Here is a 19039-nt window from a genome sequence, read left to right on the forward strand (position 1 = left end):
ATCTTTTTAATGAATATATAATGATTATTTTATTTTTGGACGCACTTAAAAATTTGCGTTCATTTTTTATATGTCAGTCAAACATCATGAAAGGATGAAGTGACTGACATGAATTCGTCGTGTACAACTGATCCAAGATTAATTAGTAATGGGACAATTTTAGGTGCTCATATGAATGAATATGGGGTGAAGCCTATGCATAAGAAAAAGGGGTTTTACATTCGTTATCACCAAGTTGAAGGTGATTTGCAAAGTGTTATATCCGAACTTGCACAGGAAAAGGTCTTGTCTGTTCTTAATAATAGTATATATAATCCTACTATTCCATTTTATGACAAACATATTACAGTAGGAGATGTGAACGATGCAAAGAGCGGCAATCTACGTAAGGGTATCAAGTAAGAAAGAATCTCAAAAGGATTCTCCGGAGCACCAAGAGTCATTATGTCGTTCATTTTGTCAAGAAAATGAGCTCGAAATCGTAAAGGTTTATAAAGATCAAGATTCCGGTACTTCGATTGTAGGAAGACCTGATGTTCAACGAATGATTGAAGACGCAGAAAATGGAGAGTTCGACGCTGTAATATTTGCATCGTTGTCGAGGTTTTCAAGGGATTCTTTTGATGCGTTGCTCTTAAAGCGTACGTTTCATGGTGCTTTGAGAAAACGATTGGTATCAATAGAAGATTTATACGACACTGCAAAAGGCGATAACGATTTAATGTTTAATGTTGTGTCAGCAGTCAATCAAAAGATGAGCGAACAGACAAGTACGGCCTCGCGAAGAGGGATTCAACAGTCGGCATTAAAGGGGAATTTTACTGGTTCATTTGCGCCATATGGATACGAAAAGGCCAATATAGATGGACGCAAAACACTTGTAATTGATCAAGAAGCGGCAGAGGTTGTAAAGATGATTTTTGATCTATATGTAAATCGCAAAATGGGGGAGAAAGCTATTGTGAATTATTTGAATTCTCCTGAGGTTGCGATACCTTCGCCAAGGCAAAAGGGAGCTTGGGGGATAACTACTATTCAAAGGATTTTACAAAATGAAGTTTATATGGGGTTTAACGTGTTCAGCAAATATAAAAAAATAATTCATTACGATGACCATAAAAATCTTCAAGATCGTAGAAAGAAGATGGTTCAACAAGACAAGGAAAAGTGGTTAAGAACTGATTTCAAAACTCATGAGGCTATCATAGAGGAAGATTTGTTTAATCGAGTAAAGGAAGTTCGGCGTTTGCGAAGTGGCGGTACACGAGGAAGCCACAAACAGCCTGTTAATGTTTTTCGAAAGATTATCTTTTGCAAGCATTGTGGTTCCGCTATGGTTACAATGAGTTCCAAGATGAGAGGGAAAAAATATCAGTATCTTATGTGTTCCAGAAGACGTAGGACAGGTGTAACTGGTTGTGAAAATGGTAAATGGGTTCCTTATCAAGAAATGAGAGATGAATTGATTGCATGGGTAGGTAAGAAGATCAGCGAACAGTTGAACGTTGACTCATACACAGATTCAGTTATCAATCAATTGAAGTCACAAGAGAACAAGAAAAAGAATTCGGAAAATGAAATCAAGAAGATTCAAAAGCAAATTGAACAAAACAGGGAATTATTATTTAAGTTAAGAAAGTTGTACATGCTTGAAGAGTTGGATGATGTCCAATACAAGTATGACAAGGACAAGTACGAGACGAAAATTGCCGAACTTGAAGAAAAGTTGGAAAAGATTCAAAGTGAATCTATTCAACAAAAAGATTATGAACAAGAACGCTTACGCATACAAGATGCACTAAACGAGTTAATCACATTCAGTAATTACGAAGAAGTTGAAAAGGTTCGAGCGGTTCTTAGCAAGTTGATCAAGAATATAACCGTTGATTCAGAAGGCAATATTGATGTTTACTCTTTGCTTGGTAAGCTTGCATAAGTCCACCTTGTTTATGACAGTTATATATATTTCGAATGTGATGCAGAAACTCAATGTTAAGGGTCGTTCGCAGGCAGTTGTCGAGCTGATTAAGCTTGGAGAACTGAAGATTTAGTTGCGAATTACAGTTAGGATTAAGTAGCAGCATGAAAGCCTTTCTCTATTCTTTGTCATGAAGAATGGGGCAAGGCTTTTTTGCTGCTGACTTATAGTTTATAAAATTAACATCAGATTGTGTGTTGTTACAGGATTAAGTCACCCAACCATGGTGTACAAAAATAAGCCACGCAACGACAACCATTCAAAGGTTATCATTACATGGCTTATGTTGAAAATTGAACATCCATTAATTCAAAGTCAACTTTGCATGAGGTTCCTGAGAAAAATTCTTCTACAACCTCAACATCGCTTCTGCTCGTATGAAATACATATAACTCGCGCGTCGGATGGAGCTTGTGCAGTTCTTTATAACCGCTCCAGGCTTCTTGAGGATTATCATAGTTTTGAATAACAGCTATATCCTCTAGTTGACGGATACGGTTGCTGGAGCTTGCCTTGATTGCTTCCACAAGCACAAAACGATCTGGGTGTAATTCAGTAATCTCTCCCCATTTCATCGGCGTCACCTCGCTTGGATAGTCGTATTTTTATTATAGCATAGTCGTTTAAGGATGCAGGAAGTGAGCGCGTTAATTGTAATTATGTGGTACCTTGTAGTTATCGAGAGACCTATATAGCAACAGGGCGGGGATATGAATATCTCGTTAACCGTTTCGGCCCGAATCAATGGTTTTGAAAAGACATTTGAATCTTAAACTGCATTGAAAATGAAAGGATGAGCTAAATGGACCATTTTTTAAGTGAATTTGAAATTCAATTTCGAGCGGGTTTTCTATCCGATCTGGAACAAACGCTGGCTAAGGTGCAACATGAAAAAGTATACGCTTGTGCATTTGGAACAGACAGTGATTGGGTAACGCTGTTCATGGCGGTAAATACAGAGGAGTCATTAAGCAAACATATTACCAATATGAAGGAACAGGGGTTGTGCGACAGCGAGCAGGATGAGGTCTATTACAGATGGGGCTGTTCCGAATATCAATATGGCGAGGAGACGCACTTTAACCATATCAGCCGGTTGTTGTATGCAACAGAGGAGGTCCAGGGGTATAAGGATGAGATTATTCGAATCATTGCCAAAGTTGTAAATGAGACAGCAGATGACGTTTTTGCCCGGTATGGACAAGCAAAAGCAGACATTACGTTCTTTGTTTCTCTAACAGATGACGATCTGGCGGAAGAGATTGAAAATCAATCGGTTCATCAAATGACTGTCCCCAGCTTAGCCAGCAAGTTCTTAAAACGATATGATGGCATGAATCAGAACGAGTTGACTTGAGTTAAATTGAATCAAAAGAATTGAATCGTTGTACCGCGAAAGTCTTTCCTATTCTTTTATCCAAAGAAGGGAAGAGGCTTTTTTGTTTTAGCGTGAAAAAATGAAACAACCGAATTCATATCACTTATAGATTCCTATTCATTTGAAGGAACGTCCTCCATATTTTCTTCGAAAATGGCTGATAAAAGAGCTGCTTCAGCTGCTCGAACTGTGCATCATTCAGATGAAGATGGAGCGCTCTTTTTGCTATTTTGGCGGCAGGCTGGGAAGAAGATTTCCGGCCTCCGGCTTTTCGTTTGATCGGAATATGAAATTGCAGCAAGTCTTCAAGTCGATTCCAGCCTTCCCAACTCAGCCGACCTCCGCGTTTCCAGTCAATAGCATAGAGGGCATAATAGGCATGTGCTTCTGTTTGTTTGGTAGCAATAATCCAGGTGGAAGGAATGAACTTTCTCCGTTGTCTTCGATTCATTCAATTGCTCCTTCTTTTGATATTGCAAAAGTCATGTTAAATTCCTCTTGATTTGCAGGATCGTCTTGATTAGAATAAAGTTATAAAAATGATTTTCTTAATTTATTAAAAATAAATAAAAATAATTTTCAAAAAGTGAGGTCCTCATGGCAGCCATTTTACGTGCGTTGCAGCAAGAACTGAATAACCTTCCGTCTCAGGAGCGACGTATCGCCGAAGTCATTATGCAATCTCCATCGGACATTCCTGGCTGGACGATTAGTCATCTGGCAGAGCAGAGTGGCACAAGTGCGGCAACGGTGACCCGCTTTTGCAAGTCGTTTCATTTCAAAGGCTTTCCTGATTTCAAAATGAAACTCGCCGCAGAATTGTCCCACGCATCTGATGAAACGGCGTATCAGGATATTGTAGCGGGCAATTCCCTATCCAAAATTGTTGAAGCTATCGAAGCCAACCACCTCGCGTCGATTGCTGATACCACCCGTTTGCTGGATTTGGGCAGATTGGAGCAAGCCGTTCAATTATTGTGCCAGGCTCGCCGCATTGATCTGTACGGTGTGGCTACCTCTTCGATCGTTACACAGGATTTCTATCAGAAACTGGTGCGGATCGGCAAAAGCTGTACGGCTTTCTCCGACTCACACATGCAGATTACATCCGCATCTTCGCTCGCAGAGGGAGATGTGGCGATGGCCGTATCCTATTCAGGCGAAACACCAGAGACCATCGATGCCCTGCATTGTGCCAAACAGGCTGGAGCTTCTACGATTTCACTGACTTCCTACGGAAGTAACAAACTCGCAACGGTATCGGATATTCCACTATTCACCTCTTCTCTGGAAGAAGGCATGAGGCGTGGAGATATGGCTTCCCGCATTGCACTGCTGCATGTGGTCGATATTTTGTTCACAGGCATGGTAAGTGCCGACTTCGACCGTTTTATCCCTAGGCTGGAACAATCCTATCATAATGTGCAATCTTATCGAGTCCAACACAACGGAGGTGCCTGACAGATGAATATCCGCATTTTTGAAAATGAAGAAGATCTAAACGCCACGGGTGCTGGCCTCATTGCCAGCTTGTTGCAAACCAAACCACGGGCTGTATTGGGGCTTGCGACAGGAAGTTCTCCTGTAGGCATATATAAACAGCTGATCACGTTGTACCAGAAGGGGCTGGTTAGCTTCTCACAGGCTTCTTCTTTTAATCTCGATGAGTATGTTGGACTTCCAACAGAACATCGTGAAAGTTACCGCAGTTTCATGAATGAACAATTATTCAATCATATCGATATAGATATTGCTAGAACACAAGTGCCTGATGGTCAGGCTGCTGATCTGGAACAGGAATGTAATTCCTATGAACAGCGCTTAGACGATCGTGGACCGGTAGACCTTCAACTGCTGGGCATAGGACATAATGGTCATATTGGCTTCAATGAACCGGGAACTGAACTTACAGGACGAACACATGTCGTGGATCTGAAAGACGAGACGAGAAAGGCAAACGCACGTTTCTTTGACAGCATTGATGAAGTTCCGGCTCAGGCGATTACAATGGGTGTTGGTACCATTTTGAAAGCCAAACAAATTCTGCTCATTGCCCGTGGCGAGGAAAAAGCCGAGATTATCCGCGAAGCTTTTATGGGCCCAATCACAACGGCATGTCCTGCATCGCTTTTGCAATGTCATCCAAATGTGGTGGTATTGCTGGACCGTGCAGCAGGGAGGCTAGTGAGATGACCGGAGCGAATAGCCATGAACCTGGGAGCCAGCGTGATGAAAATATTTTTCTTCTTCGGGGCAAGCTGCTCCTTTCAAATGAGATATTGGAAGACGGTGTATTAGCTTGGAGGGATGGGAAAATCATCTATGCTGGGATACCGGAAGGTCTTCCTGAACAGATTCGGCGAGAGGCTTCGCCGCTGTCTGTACCGGAACGCGGCCTCATTGTGCCTGGATTCATAGATATCCATGTACATGGTGGGAACGGAGAAGACTTTATGGACGCAAGCCCGGAGGTGTTGGACAAGATCACTTCTTTTCATAGTACACAGGGCACAACAGCGATGCTTGCGACTTCCATGACGGCTCCGAAAGAGCGACTGGATAGCGTACTTGCTGAAGTGGACCGCTACCGTTCGAGTGAAATGCCATATGCACAGCTTGAGGGTGTACATCTGGAGGGTCCGTTTTTCAGTCCGAAATGGCCTGGTGCGCAAAATCCGGAACACATCATTCTGCCTGATGTAACTTGGCTCGAAGCATGGGAAAAGCAATATCCCGGCCTGATCCGTCAAGTTACGTTGGCACCGGAGCGTGAAGGTGCGCTGGAAGTCATTTCATGGCTGCGAGAACAACGGATTACAGCGGCACTCGGCCACACGGATGCGACTTATGAAGAGGTGGAGCGGGCAGTGGAAGCAGGACTTCATCATGCGGTTCATACGTTTAATGCCATGACACCGCTGCATCACCGGCTACCGGGAGCTGCCGGAGCCGTGCTGAGTGATCCACGCATCAGCGCCGAGGTAATTGCCGATGGTATTCACGTACACCCTGCGGCGATATCAATTCTTGCTGAATTGAAGCAACATAACGATCAACTCGTGTTGATCACGGATGCCATGTCTGCTGCGGGATTGGATGACGGGGAATACAAGATTGGTGACCTGCCCGTAATCGTAAAGCATGGCGAGGCCAGACTGAAGGACGGCGGCGCATTGGCGGGAAGCACACTGACGATGATTCGCGGTTTCCGTTACCTGGTACAGGAAGTGGGCTTGAGCCTGAACGCTGCATCACGTGCAGCAAGTCTGACCCCGGCACGCCTGCTGGGCATTGATCACCGGACAGGTTCCCTGACTCAAGGAAAACAGGCAGATATCGTTTTGCTGAACGCGGAGCTGGATATTGAGGGTGTGTGGGTGAAGGGCAGACGGATCGGCGAGTCATATTAGATTTAGAAAATTAGTATCGAGCTAATAACTCTCATTTGTGATGCATCAGTCTTCGGAGTTAAAACTTGGCTTTTATCTGTGGAGAGGCAACACCTTGCACAATATGTTAAAATAGATCTCAAAAAGACGGGATCTGCGGATCACGCATAACGGAGGCGTGAAACATGGAACGTAACGCTATGCTCGAACATGATCCGTTCATCACAGTGTTGGCGGAGAAGTTGCACATACACGGATATTATGCCTTTTATGGCGAGCATTACAATGAGACCGATATGGAGCTGTACCGCAGGCATCTGTTCACATCATTCAGCAACATCGTATGGGTAGAGCTGGATGCACGCAAAAAGTATATGATTGTCGATCATCGTGGACGCAACACGGTCATGAAACTGATTGAAGGTATGCTGAACACACGTAGAACACTGCGGGCGAATCAGGCAATGGCTGGAACGGATACCTCTGGAGTCCAGCAGGAAATCGCACATTTATCCCGCCTTGTTCACATGCTGAAGTTCACAACATTCCGCACATAATGGGGATGAGGGGAGTAGAATCTGGAGGATGTCCCGAAAGTGGGTTACTCCTTCTAGTTACAGGGCTAATGAACGTCAGCCACGTTATTCCGGTAGAAAATGGATGAATGACATGCAAAACGAGGAAATAAAGCGTCTACGATTCGTTATATTGTCAAAACTGCGGATTTTCGTCGAATAGCAAGTGCGCAGTTCGTTAAAAAGTAAATACCGAACCATTGAAACGAAATAGATCTAGATCACCAATTATAAAAGGGGTGTACCGTCATGAAGTTGGACGGCACACCCCTTTTATACTACTCTATGAAGTTGAGTAAATAATTTACACGTTAACGGAGTGGGGAGAAAAAAGCTGAAGAAGCGGAGCGTTCGCCTTTATCACCCGAATTTCTCCCTTTAGAAAAGGGGATCAAAGAAATCGGGGGATAACAGCGATCGGAAGCTTATTCTCCCCGCGTAGTGACCTCCGTGTAAGAGTGTTTACAAACTCTTCAAAAACTGAACAATCGTCAACAACCCTTTATCAAAGTTCTCCAGGTTGAAGTGCTCGTTCGGTGCATGCAGGTTCTCATCCGGTAAACCAAAGCCCATCATAACAGCAGGGATTTCGAGTACACGTGAGAGCTTCTCAACAATCGGAATGGAGCCGCCATCTTTGGTAAAGAGGGCACGAACGCCATACACGTGCTCATACGCATCTGCTGCTTTTTGCAGAATTGGATTCGAAGGATCGGTATTGAAAGCAAAAGCTTTCTCAATCTGTTTCACATGCAGCGTTGCACCCGGTTGAACGTGAGCGCGCAGATGTGCTTCGATACGATCCAATACATGTTGTGGATCTTGATCCGCCACGAGGCGGCAGGTGATTTTGGCATGAGCTTCCTTTGGAATAACCGTTTTGCTACCTTCGCCTTGGAAACCACCCCATACGCCGTTCAATTCCAATGTTGGACGAGCGCCAACACGTTCCACGAACGAGTAACCTTCTTCGCCGTACAATTGCTCCAGCCCGAGGTCTTGACGAAGCTGTTCTTCATTGAAGCCTTGTTTTACAAATTCTTCTCTCATCTCAGGAGACAGTGGCAGTACGCCGTCGTAGAAACCATCTACGCTTACACGACCTTGCTCATCATGCAACGAAGCGAGCAGGGATACGAGTGCGTGCAGTGCGTTCGGTACGCCGCCGCCAAATGAACCGGAGTGCAAGTCGGTATTGGCTGTGTTCAGATCCACATGCATGGAACATAGGCCGCGCAGGCCAGTGGAGATTGCCGGTTTTCCTTTTTCAAGCAGGGACGTATCCGAGATCAGTACCATGTCTGCACGCAGCTTGTCTGTATGTTCATTCAGATAGATGGGCAGGTTCGGGCTGGAGATTTCCTCTTCACCTTCGATACAGAACTTGATATTAACTGGAAGTTCCTTGTTTTCGGCGAGAATGGCTTCAACTGCCTTGATATGTAGGAAGATCTGTCCTTTGTCATCCGTCGCACCACGGGCATACAGCTTGCCATCACGAACGGTCGGTTCGAAAGGAGGCGTGTCCCACAGGTTAAGGGGGTCTACAGGTTGTACATCATAGTGTCCATAGATCAGAGCCGTCGGTTTGCCGGGTGCATGCAGGTGATCTGCATAGACAATCGGATGTCCAGCCGTTTGAATGACCTCTACGTTTTCCATGCCTGCACGTGTGAGCGCATCTGCTGCCCATTGTGCTGCACGGTTAATATCCTCTTTATGCTCTGAAATGGCAGAGATACTTGGAATGGACAACCATTCATTCAGTTCTGCCAGGTGTTTTTCTCTATTTTGTTCAAAATAAGTCTGTTCTTTCATTAAAAAGGCCTCCTTCATGTTTGCTATATCTCATTGTAATCCATTTTGTCATGTTAATAAAACATTGGTTAAAAAAATGATCGGTTACAGATCGTTTCATTCACCTGAGGATTGTGCGTATAATACAAGAAAAGGATTTCATCCATATATTCTCAGGGGAGTTGAGGAAGTTTCCATGACAGTCAGACCCGATGCAAGCAGGCAGGTGAGCAGCGATGGAACCGACTAGGAGCGATCGAATATTTGGCAGATTCAAGCGGTTATCCGATTTGAAGGCTGGAAGGCATAAAGGACGATTTTATCGAAACAGCCTCATGCTTATTTTACTCATTGCCAGCATTCCCGGACTAATCACAGGTATCGTCATGTATCAACAGGTTGTTGGCCGGATGGAAACCGAGTTCAATCAGATGCATCAGAACCAGATCGAGAACCGGGCACGCAATGTGGATGACCAGCTGGCTTATCTGGAGATGAACTTATCCCATTGGGCTTTTGAACCGAGGTTTGGCAATGCTTTGCGAACGCTGGATTTTGTGTATTATTTCAATGAAACGCAGGAGATTGTGACTACCTTATATGTATTACAAGGTTCCCATCCACTGATCAAGTCAGCACAGCTGTATTTACAGGAGCCTAAGCCAATCTTGTTTAATCGGGATTATACCGAATTGAACGATGAAGCCAAAGTACAAGCATATGATCGATACCTTTCCATGGGGAACCACGTGTACTGGACAGACTGGGTTTCCAGCATCAACAGAGATACCGAACCTTCGACCAACGATAGTCCACTGCATACGGATGCAGGCAATGCACTTGTTCTAGTACATAAGATACCGGGGGAGAGCATTAATCCGTTTGGTGCACTGATTATCACGCTGGATAACGAAAAAGTCGCCAGTTTGTTGAAAACGCTTACTCCATACGACGAAGGGTTAACGTTCCTCATGGATCAGGAAGGAAACACACTGGTTACCGGTAATCCGGGAACTGCGGGAGAGACTTCTGCTTTTGAGCAGCAGCTAAAAGAAGAAGTAGCCCTGCATGCGGGCAGCCGCTCATTCCTGTTCCGATATGAGGATCAGACCTATTCTGTCTCATACGGTTCATTGAGTCGGATCGATTCAGACTGGACTTACGTCTCCGCAGCACCTTTGACCTCAGTCACTTCGCCAGTAAAACTGGTATCCAAAATCATCGTCATTGCCAGTGCAGGCAGTCTCATCCTGGGATTATTGTTATCCTGGTTTGCTTCCCGCTGCATCTATTCGCCTGTAGCACGGATGTTGCATCTGCTTACGCCTGGCAGAAACGAAACAACACCAACGGATGCCAAGCTGGACGAGTTTGAGCTGCTGGAGCAACAGTGGAACGAACTGACCTCCCGGAGTGTAACGGCACATCGCCAGTTGCAGGAGCAGCTTCCCCATCTGCGCGACAGTTTTGTCTTACAACTTGTGCAGGGGCATCTATATGCCTATAACGAGCAGGATCTTCAGCAGCGGATGCGTCATCTCGGATTTGAGCTGGAGGGTCAGCAGTATTTGCTGGTGCAGATGTATTTTACGGGGTACGAGCAGCTGCAAGGCAGATTTGGAAGCCAGGACACGGGATTAGTCACCTTTGCAGCAGTGAATATCACTCAGGAAGTGGCGAAAAATTATTTCAGGCAGATCAGTGTCATGAACTTTCATGACCTATCTTCCGCCATGCTTGTGATCGCTCCTCAGGACGAACCTGTGAAGTCACAAGCGCTGTTATGGGGACAGGAACTGGTGGAAGTCATTGGACGTACGCTCAAAATGAAGGTGACCTTGATGGTCAGTCGCCCAGCAGCTTCACTTCAGGAACTGCCCGGACGATTCGTTGAGATGGAACAGGCCGTGGCTTATCGCAGTGTGGAGGAAGGAAGTCAGATCCTCGATCTGGAGGATGAGGAGTGTTTCCGCAGAAATGAAGCAGCTTCCTATCCGCTTGGGCTGGAACGGGAGTTGTTACAGGCGGTCAGGCTGGGCAAACAAGCCGAAGCGGAACGTGTGCTGGAACAATTCATGAGTGAGATTACGCGGACGGGCAGTACCGAATTTCAGGTGCAACAGATGATGCTTCAATTGCTCGGCAGTATTCAGCACATGATGCTGCAAACGGGGGTCACACCTTATAAGCTGTTTGGTGGTTGCAACATGTATGAGCGACTATCCGGTATTCGTGAACCTGTACAGATGAGACAATGGATGATGAATGAGGTATTCATACCTTATATACAAGAGGTTGAAGTACGATCGCAGGAACCGCTGAAACTGGTGGTGGAACGAACGATGTCGTACATCGATACACATTACCGCAGCGACATTTCGCTGGAAAACTGTGCTGACGAGGAGCAGATGACACCCTATGCACTGAGCAAGGCATTCAAACAGGTATCGGGCATCAATTTTATTGATTATTTGACACGTGTGAGAATGGATGCGGCGAAGCAATTGTTACGGGAGACAACGATGAAAATCAATGATGTTGCGGCGGCTGTGGGATATCAGCATAGTTACTTTAATCGGATTTTCAAGAAACAGGAGGGAGTTACCCCGAGTCAGTATCGCGATCAATGGTTTGGACAATAACCGTTTATATCTTTGTCATTTCAGACCGGCATTCTGCTTTAGCGGATGCCGGTTGTTTCTTTTTTTACCGTGATACAAAGAAGGATAAACCCGCAAAAATGTGCAATTCTACCTGCTACGTTATGTTCAGTTTCTTGTGAAAATGGCGTTATAGCGGGCTTTTCGGCCATCATGTCGTAGCAATGCAAAAAATGAAGGTTGCCGGAAAAAGATCGGCTGTATAGTCTGAGTATCAGGTTAATTGATAACGCTTACATCGTTGAGGGAGGGGAGACATGATGAACGGGAAGACGGACTGGAATACCAACGCCACTGCAACTGCTCAAGCGGATATGGCAACAAGACCATTAAAACAGGAGTCCAATTGGAAAAGGCAGATCAAACGAAACAAATGGTTATATGTGCTTGTGCTTCCCGGCTTTTTGTACTTTGTCATCTTTAAATACTTGCCCATGTGGGGGATCATCATTGCCTTTCAGGACTACCAGCCTTTTCTGGGCATCCGGGAGAGTAACTGGGTCGGGCTAGAGAACTTTACGAACTTTTTCTCCAATCCAGACTTCTATCGACTATTACGCAATACGCTGGTTCTTGCTCTGTATGATCTTATCTTCTTTTTCCCGGCACCGATCATTATAGCTTTATTATTAAATGAAATTCGGGTCGCTTTCTTCAAAAGAACGATTCAAACGCTGGTCTATGTACCCCATTTTGTATCCATGGTGATTATCGCCAGTATCACGTACGTGTTTCTGACCCCGCAGGGCGGGGTGTTATACGACCTGATCGCCTGGATTACAGGCAAGCCTATTGATGTACTCTCCAGTCCGGGTTCGTTCCGTCCGCTCATTATTGTTCAGATGATGTGGAAGGAGATGGGTTGGGGCACAATCATTTTCTTGGCAGCCCTCGCAGGTGTCGATACGGAACAATATGAAGCCTCCATTGTGGATGGCGCCGGACGATTACGGCGGATGTGGCATATCACGCTTCCAGCCATTCGTACGACCATAGTCATTTTGCTCATTCTCAGACTGGGGAACTTCCTCGATACCGGTTTTGAGCAGATCTATCTGATGACCAACTCCCTCAACCGGGATGTCGCAGACGTATTTGATACGTATGTGTACACGGTGGGGATTACGCAAGGTGCATTCAGTTACAGTACCGCTGTGGGACTATTCAAGTCTGTGGTGGGGATCATCCTGGTGCTCGGCAGTAATAAACTTGCGAAAAAATTCGGCCATCCCGGAATTTATTAAGGAGGAGCGCCCATGAACAGCCGTCTATACAACAGCCCTGCCGGCAAGGTATTTGATATCTTCAATTACGTCATGCTGGGGATTCTGGGCATATTAACCGTCCTTCCGTTCCTGTATATTATAGGGAATTCTTTCGCAACGGAAGCCGAGATCACCGAACGCAGTTTTTTCCTCATTCCGAAGGTGTTTTCCTTCAGTGCGTATGAGTATATTTTCTCCTCGTCCACGATCTTTCGTAGCATTGGTGTTTCCATTTTCATCACGGTGGCAGGTACACTGGTCAATCTGTTCTTCACACTAACGATGGCCTATCCACTATCCAGAAGTGATTTCTGGGGCCGTAACGTCATGATGAACATGGTGATTTTCTCGATGTTATTTGGTGGTGGCATGATTCCAACGTATCTCGTCATTCGTGGAATGGGACTGCTCGATTCTTACTGGGCTCTTATGCTTCCTGGCGCGATCAGCGCTTTTAACTTAATAGTTGTCAAAAACTTTTTTCAGCAAATGCCACCCGGGCTGGAGGAAGCGGCCCGCATCGACGGCTGTTCAGATCTCGGGGTGCTGTGGCGAATTGTTCTGCCTTTATCAAAGCCAGTCATTGCCACGTTTGCCTTGTTCTACGCCGTAGGCCACTGGAACAATTTTTTCTCGGCACTGCTGTACATTTCCGACAGTGACAAATGGCCGTTACAAGTCATGCTGAGACAGATCGTGTTGCTCTCACAAGCCAGTGTCGGAGATATGGCTAACATGGACCCCAATTTTGTTCAGCCACCAGAGCAGTCGATCAAAATGGCGGTGATCGTTGTAGGTACCATCCCGATTTTGTTGGTGTATCCGTTTTTGCAGAAGCATTTTGCCAAAGGTGTCATGTTAGGTTCAATCAAAGGCTAAAGCCAAGGGGGAGAACGTATGGGACAAAAAACGGGATTCAAAAAAGGTGCACTGTTACTCTCTGCGTCACTGGTATTGAGTACAATTCTGGGAGCATGCTCCACGGACAAAGCAGGTTCAGGGACCGCTGCGGGTGGAACTGACGAGATTACCATTATGCTTCCGAACTTCGAAGCGGAGAATCCGCCGGAGAACAGCCCGGTCATACAGAAGCTTGAAGAACTGACCAAGGTGGATGTGAACCTGCAGTGGGTGCCAAGCAGCTCGTATGAAGACAAATTCAACATTACACTGGCCTCGGGAAAGCTGCCTCAGATTATGGTGGTGTTAGGGAAGTCTCCAAGTTTCATTAATGCGGCCCGAACCGGAGCATTCTGGGAGCTTGGTCCTTATCTGAAAGATTATCCGAATCTGAGCCAAATGAATGAAATCATCACCAACAATGCGTCAATCGATGGCAAAACCTATGGGATCTACCGGGCACGTGCCCTAGGACGTAATGGGGTCACAATCCGCAAAGATTGGCTGGAGAATCTGGGGCTGGAAGAGCCAAAGACGATTGATGAATTTTATAATTTGTTAAAAGCGTTCACGAAGGATGATCCAGACGGTAACGGCAAGGATGATACGTACGGTCTGGTTGCCAGCAAATTCACGGGTCCATGGGATAACATGCAGGTATGGTTCGGTGCACCCAACAAATGGGGAGATGATGGCAGCGGAGGTCTGATTCCGGCGCATGAGACACCAGAATACATGGAAGCTCTGAAATTTTTCCGGCAAATCTATAGTGAAGGTCTGGTCAACAAGGACTTTGCCGTGATGGATGCAACGAAACTTCCTGATCCATTTGTGAATGGTCAAGCAGGTGTCATGGTGGATGTAGCAGATAATGCGCAGCGGATGGATCAGAAAATACTCGATAAAGACCCAAATGCGACAGGACGTGTGGATGTGCTGCAAGCGATGGAAGGTCCAAAGGGATTGCGTGATATGCCAACGTCTGGCTACTCCGGCCTGATTGCGATCTCCAAAAGCAGTGTCAAAACGGAAGAAGACCTGAAGAAGGTACTGAGCTTTCTGGATCAGCTGAATGAACCGGAATTGCAGGCATTGTTGTACAACGGACTGGAAGGTAAGCAATACGAGAAAAAAGAAGACTACATCATACCGAGCACTGACAAGCTTGCGCTTCGCGACCTGCAAGGCTTAAATCAGATTTTGATGTTTGTGCCGGAAGACAGAACGCTTCGTGTACAACAGACACCTGTCCGTGAAAAGGTTGCACAGGTGCAGAAAGCCAACGAAGAGATTGTCATCGCCAATCCTGGCGAACCGCTGATCTCTGATGTTTACGCTCAGAAAGGACCGCAGCTGGACAATATCATCAACGATGCGCGGATCAAATATATCGTAGGTCAGATTGATGAGAAAGGATTCGAAGATGCTGTTGCCCTGTGGAAGAATAACGGCGGAGACGATTATGTGAAAGAAGTCAATGAACTGTACGCTGCACTGAAGTAGTCGTATAAGCCAAAGCCCGGTAGCCGTACTTTCAGCGTAACGGAAACAGCCGGGCTTTTCTTATCGCTGTGATGGCTTGATCCATGAACAAAATTTCATCCAAATTTCTGGAAAATACGACTTCCTGAATATGGTTTTTGATGTATAATCAAAACAAAACAAACCTATATAAACTGAAATGAACGTTATTGGTAAAGTTTAACGACTACTCTTGAACATGCAGGGAGGAAGGCAACATGTGGAACGGGAATGCTTTTGAAAATCCCGAGGCGCAGTACAGGGTCCATCCCTTTTGGTTCTGGAACGGGGATATGGAAGAAGAACAGATTAAGCGGCAAGTGGCTGAGATGGCGGCGCAAGGTGTAGGTGGATTCTTCATCTGTCCACGTCAGGGACTACAGATTCCTTATCTCTCTGAAGCATGGTTCGATAAGGTACGGGTTGCAGTGCGGGCAGCTGCCGACCATGGCATGCAGGTATGGTTATATGACGAATATCCATATCCAAGCGGGATGGCTGGTGGGGAAGTGACCCTTGATTTCCCTGAAGCGAAGCAGCGACAGCTCGTGCATCACCAACTGGTGGTTCAGGGCGGAGAAGCTGTGGAGCTGGAGTTACCGTGGGGACGAGTCTTGGTTGCCAAGGCGATTCCCAAGGATGAACAGGGCAAGCGTCTGTGGCATGGGTCCATCGATCTGCGCAGCAAAATCGGCAATATCCAGACCGATCAGGTCTATCAGGAGACCGGACTCACATCGTATAACCGTAAGCGGTTCTTCACCTACCGAACAGCATTCCGCGTGTTGTGGGAAGTTCCGGCAGGTGATTGGGAGTTGATTATATTTCAGGAAAAAGAGATCGATGATTTCAAATATTACGGCAACTTTGTTGATCCTTGCCACAAGGAAGCGATGAGTCGTTTTATTGAACTGACACATGAGCGTTATAAGTCAGCGGTTGGAGATCAATTTGAAAGCGTAATCAAAGGTATGTTCTCGGATGAGATCGCACCATTGGGTCGTATCCCCTGGTCGCCACAACTTCCCCGTTATTTCAGTGAGCGTTGTGGTTATAGTCTGATCGATTCGCTACCGGCCCTGTTATATGGTGATGTTCCGGACGCGCATCGAATTCGGTATGACTATTACCAGTCGCTGCACCTGCTTCTCCGGGAGTCCTATCACAAACAGGTGCATGATTGGTGTGAGGAAGCAGGAATCCAGTATGCGGCCGAAGTGCCTGGCGTACGGATGACGACCCAGTTGTTCAGCCATATGCCAGGGGGGGATTCGGCACATGAGAAAATTGGACGGTCCTTATCGTGGATTCTGGAACGATACGGCCAAAAGATGCGTGACAATCCCAAGATGGTCAGTTCGCTTGCCCGACAGCTGGGCCGAAGTCGCAATCTGATTGAATGTTTTCACAGTGTAGGCTGGTCGATGACGCTACAGGATGCCAAGTGGATGATTGATCGCATGGCCGCCATGGGCACCAATTTTTATAACTTTCACGCCTTTTTCTATACGATTGGTGGGCTTGCGAAGCATGACGCACCACCGTCTCAATTTCTGCAGAATCCTTATTGGAAGCATTTCCGGCAGTTGGGGGATTACACCGGACGTTTGAGCTATCTCATGAGCACCGGAACAGCAGACATCCGTATTGCCGTGCTTGACCCAACGACGACATTCTGGAGTCTGATGGGCAATCCGCTGCATGGATTTGAATATAGCGGCGAGGACGAAGCCGAGCGGGTACAACTGGATCGTCTAACGAAGGACTGGATGAGGATCACGACACATCTGCTCGAAAACAGACGGGACTATGACCACCTTGACCCCGAATTGTTGGCTGAAGCTGAATTAACGGATGGCATCATTCAGATCGGTGTTGCCCGTTATGACGTACTGATCTTGCCACCGATGTTGAATCTGGAGTCTGTGGCTTGGGAACAGGTGAAGAGATTCGTTCGACAGGGAGGAACTGTCATCTCTGTTGGGATGCCTCCGCATATTGCCATTCAGCCGGGAAGTCCGGAGGGGGAGGAAGCTGCCCAGTTCTTTGGTGCGGGCGAGCAGGCGCAAGAGGTGTACTGGGGACGTAACGTGACAACAGATCACGATAACCGTGAAACCATGTGGCATCAGGGTGAGGGGAATTCCTATTTTCTACCCGCAGGAACAGGGCAGGGAGATGACTTTTCGCTCGAGCTGATCTCTCTCTTGCTCGATCAGGTACTGCCTGAACCCATCTGCTGGATCATGGAGGAGGAAAGTGCCTCCCTGCTGATGCACACCCGTCAATTGTCGGCTGGAGAACACATGGTTTTCTTGACCAATCAGGAGGGTCAGGAATTGAAGGGGCAATTAAAGCTGGTTGCCAGACAGCTGTGGGATGGAGAGGAGCTGGCAGAGAACACTTGTCTCCTGGCAGAACGACTCGATCTGGAGACAGGGCAGCTTCAGACATTACCGTATACGAGCAGTGGCGGGGAATGGTGCATTTCACTAACGCTGGCGCCTTATGAAGCACATGCTGTTCGTCTTACTTTACAAGCTGTGAAGGAAGAGGCATTAACAGCGAAGTTGGATGTAACAGACAAAATGGGTTCGGCGTTCGGAGCGGATGTTTCGGCAGGGGCCAGTCAAGCCAGTAAGATCAGAGTTCCTTCGGAAGGGCCATGGCGACTGGAAACGGTGCAGCCTAACATTTTGCGAATGGGACAATTCCATCTTCAGGCTTCCAATGTTAATGGTGTGATTCTGGAAAGCCAGCATGTAGCTGTAAAACCGTTTATTGATCAGGCGGCAGAATTATCGGAGCAGCAGCATCTGCCAGTCCAGTTTAATCAGGTATTTGGCACACCGAAAAAATCATCTATTGCTTATCCGATCGAGTGTCGATATACGACCACATTTGAGCTGAGAACGGCATTGCCTGCATGCCTTTTATTTATGGACAGAGCGGCGATTTCGGGCACTTGGTCGATGGAGATTAATGGGCAACCGCTTGAAAAGGAACAATTCGATCCAATCGAAATAACCGACCACAATAACATCGCATGTGAGATTACGGAACTTCTGCATAGCGGTCTCAACGAAATGACGGTGATTGTGCAGGTAACGAAAGATGAGGATGGTATCGTTGATCCCTTGTATCTACAGGGAAGATTCGGCGTGGAGTTCCATCATGAAGGCATGGCTTCGCTCGTGCGGGAGTCGGACACGGCCCTTTGTATCGGACCTGAACCGCAGCCGCTGTATCCCCATTTTGCCGGGGAAATGAGTTATAAACGTACGTTCTGGCTGGATGAGTCAAGAGAAGATATTACCTCGTTTGAACTGGAATTTAGCGATTGGCGTGTGCAGGATGTGGTGGAAGTGCGGGTAAACGGACATAGCCTGGGTGTAAGATGCTGGTCTCCGTATCGTTGGAAGGGAGAGGCCTCCTGGTTGCGTCCGGGAGACAACGACATTGAAGTGCGAATTACCAACACATTGATCGGCCTGCTGGAAGGTACGTATTTTGATTCGGAACATCATCGATTACAGGATGCAGGTCATGTACCTGTTGAAGAATTGGGATAAAGGA

15 protein-coding genes and 1 pseudogene are annotated in these 19039 nt (G+C 46.5%); 13 read left to right on the forward strand and 3 right to left on the reverse strand.

Features of this window, described 5'->3' with window-relative positions; translation table 11 throughout:
• The first annotated feature begins 108 nt into the window (after positions 1-108).
• The 3 genes and pseudogenes from QF041_RS26800 to QF041_RS26810 all read left to right on the forward strand — a co-directional run.
• Positions 109-402, forward strand: a complete 294-nt coding sequence (locus QF041_RS26800; RefSeq protein WP_307416290.1) for a hypothetical protein — start codon at positions 109-111, stop codon at positions 400-402.
• Complete coding sequence (locus tag QF041_RS26805) at positions 365-1936, forward strand: recombinase family protein (protein WP_307416291.1); 1572 nt, start codon at positions 365-367, stop codon at positions 1934-1936. The genes QF041_RS26800 and QF041_RS26805 overlap by 38 nt, the downstream gene beginning before the upstream one ends.
• Before the next feature lie 25 nt (positions 1937-1961).
• A pseudogene (locus QF041_RS26810) lies at positions 1962-2051 on the forward strand (helix-turn-helix domain-containing protein); the annotation flags it as partial.
• 208 nt (positions 2052-2259) lie between these two features.
• Here the strand turns inward: QF041_RS26810 and QF041_RS26815 are convergent.
• Positions 2260-2553 carry a hypothetical protein gene (locus tag QF041_RS26815; protein ID WP_307416293.1) on the reverse strand — a complete coding sequence of 98 codons (294 nt, stop codon included), beginning with the start codon at positions 2551-2553 and terminating at the stop codon, positions 2260-2262.
• Positions 2554-2780: 227 nt separating this feature from the next.
• Here QF041_RS26815 and QF041_RS26820 point away from each other — a divergent pair, with 227 nt between their 5' ends.
• Entirely contained in the window at positions 2781-3335 is a 555-nt protein-coding gene (locus tag QF041_RS26820; RefSeq protein WP_307416294.1) for a DUF4303 domain-containing protein, read from the forward strand.
• Between the two features lie 124 nt (positions 3336-3459).
• Here QF041_RS26820 and QF041_RS26825 read toward each other — a convergent pair whose 3' ends face one another.
• On the reverse strand, positions 3460-3807 hold the full coding sequence (locus tag QF041_RS26825) for a hypothetical protein (RefSeq protein ID WP_307416295.1): 348 nt from the start codon (positions 3805-3807) through the stop codon (positions 3460-3462).
• 146 nt (positions 3808-3953) lie between these two features.
• Between QF041_RS26825 and QF041_RS26830 the strand changes: the two genes are divergently transcribed.
• The 4 genes from QF041_RS26830 to QF041_RS26845 all read left to right on the forward strand — a co-directional run bounded on the left by QF041_RS26830 (position 3954) and on the right by QF041_RS26845 (position 7302).
• Positions 3954-4817 (forward strand): MurR/RpiR family transcriptional regulator, encoded by an 864-nt coding sequence (locus QF041_RS26830; RefSeq protein ID WP_076211241.1) that lies wholly within the window; start codon positions 3954-3956, stop codon positions 4815-4817.
• A gap of 3 nt (positions 4818-4820) precedes the next feature.
• Positions 4821-5549: a glucosamine-6-phosphate deaminase gene (gene nagB, locus QF041_RS26835; protein WP_210109933.1), complete on the forward strand. Its 729-nt coding sequence runs from the start codon at positions 4821-4823 to the stop codon at positions 5547-5549.
• A complete protein-coding gene (gene nagA, locus QF041_RS26840; RefSeq protein WP_307416296.1) occupies positions 5546-6766 on the forward strand; it encodes an N-acetylglucosamine-6-phosphate deacetylase in 1221 nt (406 codons plus the stop codon). Before nagB ends, nagA begins: the two co-directional genes overlap by 4 nt.
• A gap of 164 nt (positions 6767-6930) precedes the next feature.
• Entirely contained in the window at positions 6931-7302 is a 372-nt protein-coding gene (locus QF041_RS26845; RefSeq protein ID WP_307416297.1) for a hypothetical protein, read from the forward strand.
• A gap of 480 nt (positions 7303-7782) precedes the next feature.
• On the opposite strand, the gene QF041_RS26850 is transcribed toward QF041_RS26845, so the two are convergent.
• The gene (locus QF041_RS26850; RefSeq protein WP_074096278.1) at positions 7783-9138 is read right to left on the reverse strand and encodes a dipeptidase; all 1356 of its coding nucleotides are present in this window, start codon (positions 9136-9138) and stop codon (positions 7783-7785) included.
• 215 nt (positions 9139-9353) lie between these two features.
• Here QF041_RS26850 and QF041_RS26855 point away from each other — a divergent pair, with 215 nt between their 5' ends.
• The 5 genes from QF041_RS26855 (at position 9354) to QF041_RS26875 (ending at position 19035) form a co-directional block, all read left to right on the forward strand.
• The gene (locus QF041_RS26855; protein WP_307416298.1) at positions 9354-11759 is read left to right on the forward strand and encodes an AraC family transcriptional regulator; all 2406 of its coding nucleotides are present in this window, start codon (positions 9354-9356) and stop codon (positions 11757-11759) included.
• 332 nt (positions 11760-12091) lie between these two features.
• On the forward strand, positions 12092-13021 hold the full coding sequence (locus tag QF041_RS26860; protein ID WP_221821028.1) for an ABC transporter permease: 930 nt from the start codon (positions 12092-12094) through the stop codon (positions 13019-13021).
• Between the two features lie 12 nt (positions 13022-13033).
• Entirely contained in the window at positions 13034-13921 is an 888-nt protein-coding gene (locus QF041_RS26865) for a carbohydrate ABC transporter permease (RefSeq protein ID WP_307416300.1), read from the forward strand.
• A gap of 18 nt (positions 13922-13939) precedes the next feature.
• Positions 13940-15445 carry an extracellular solute-binding protein gene (locus tag QF041_RS26870; RefSeq protein WP_307416301.1) on the forward strand — a complete coding sequence of 502 codons (1506 nt, stop codon included), beginning with the start codon at positions 13940-13942 and terminating at the stop codon, positions 15443-15445.
• A gap of 236 nt (positions 15446-15681) precedes the next feature.
• Complete coding sequence (locus QF041_RS26875; protein WP_307416302.1) at positions 15682-19035, forward strand: glycosyl hydrolase; 3354 nt, start codon at positions 15682-15684, stop codon at positions 19033-19035.
• Positions 19036-19039: the final 4 nt, after the last annotated feature.

Source organism: Paenibacillus sp. W2I17 (assembly GCF_030815985.1).
Classification (GTDB): domain Bacteria; phylum Bacillota; class Bacilli; order Paenibacillales; family Paenibacillaceae; genus Paenibacillus.

What these genes read in the sequence shown, in the direction of transcription:
- QF041_RS26800 (WP_307416290.1), top strand. Translation starts at nt 109, where the DNA reads ATGAATTCGTCGTGTACAACTGATCCAAGATTAATTAGTAATGGGACA.
- QF041_RS26805 (WP_307416291.1), top strand. Translation starts at nt 365, where the DNA reads ATGCAAAGAGCGGCAATCTACGTAAGGGTATCAAGTAAGAAAGAATCT.
- QF041_RS26815 (WP_307416293.1), bottom strand. Translation starts at nt 2,553, where the DNA reads ATGAAATGGGGAGAGATTACTGAATTACACCCAGATCGTTTTGTGCTT.
- QF041_RS26820 (WP_307416294.1), top strand. Translation starts at nt 2,781, where the DNA reads ATGGACCATTTTTTAAGTGAATTTGAAATTCAATTTCGAGCGGGTTTT.
- QF041_RS26825 (WP_307416295.1), bottom strand. Translation starts at nt 3,807, where the DNA reads ATGAATCGAAGACAACGGAGAAAGTTCATTCCTTCCACCTGGATTATT.
- QF041_RS26830 (WP_076211241.1), top strand. Translation starts at nt 3,954, where the DNA reads ATGGCAGCCATTTTACGTGCGTTGCAGCAAGAACTGAATAACCTTCCG.
- nagB (WP_210109933.1), top strand. Translation starts at nt 4,821, where the DNA reads ATGAATATCCGCATTTTTGAAAATGAAGAAGATCTAAACGCCACGGGT.
- nagA (WP_307416296.1), top strand. Translation starts at nt 5,546, where the DNA reads ATGACCGGAGCGAATAGCCATGAACCTGGGAGCCAGCGTGATGAAAAT.
- QF041_RS26845 (WP_307416297.1), top strand. Translation starts at nt 6,931, where the DNA reads ATGGAACGTAACGCTATGCTCGAACATGATCCGTTCATCACAGTGTTG.
- QF041_RS26850 (WP_074096278.1), bottom strand. Translation starts at nt 9,138, where the DNA reads ATGAAAGAACAGACTTATTTTGAACAAAATAGAGAAAAACACCTGGCA.
- QF041_RS26855 (WP_307416298.1), top strand. Translation starts at nt 9,354, where the DNA reads ATGGAACCGACTAGGAGCGATCGAATATTTGGCAGATTCAAGCGGTTA.
- QF041_RS26860 (WP_221821028.1), top strand. Translation starts at nt 12,092, where the DNA reads ATGGCAACAAGACCATTAAAACAGGAGTCCAATTGGAAAAGGCAGATC.
- QF041_RS26865 (WP_307416300.1), top strand. Translation starts at nt 13,034, where the DNA reads ATGAACAGCCGTCTATACAACAGCCCTGCCGGCAAGGTATTTGATATC.
- QF041_RS26870 (WP_307416301.1), top strand. Translation starts at nt 13,940, where the DNA reads ATGGGACAAAAAACGGGATTCAAAAAAGGTGCACTGTTACTCTCTGCG.
- QF041_RS26875 (WP_307416302.1), top strand. Translation starts at nt 15,682, where the DNA reads ATGTGGAACGGGAATGCTTTTGAAAATCCCGAGGCGCAGTACAGGGTC.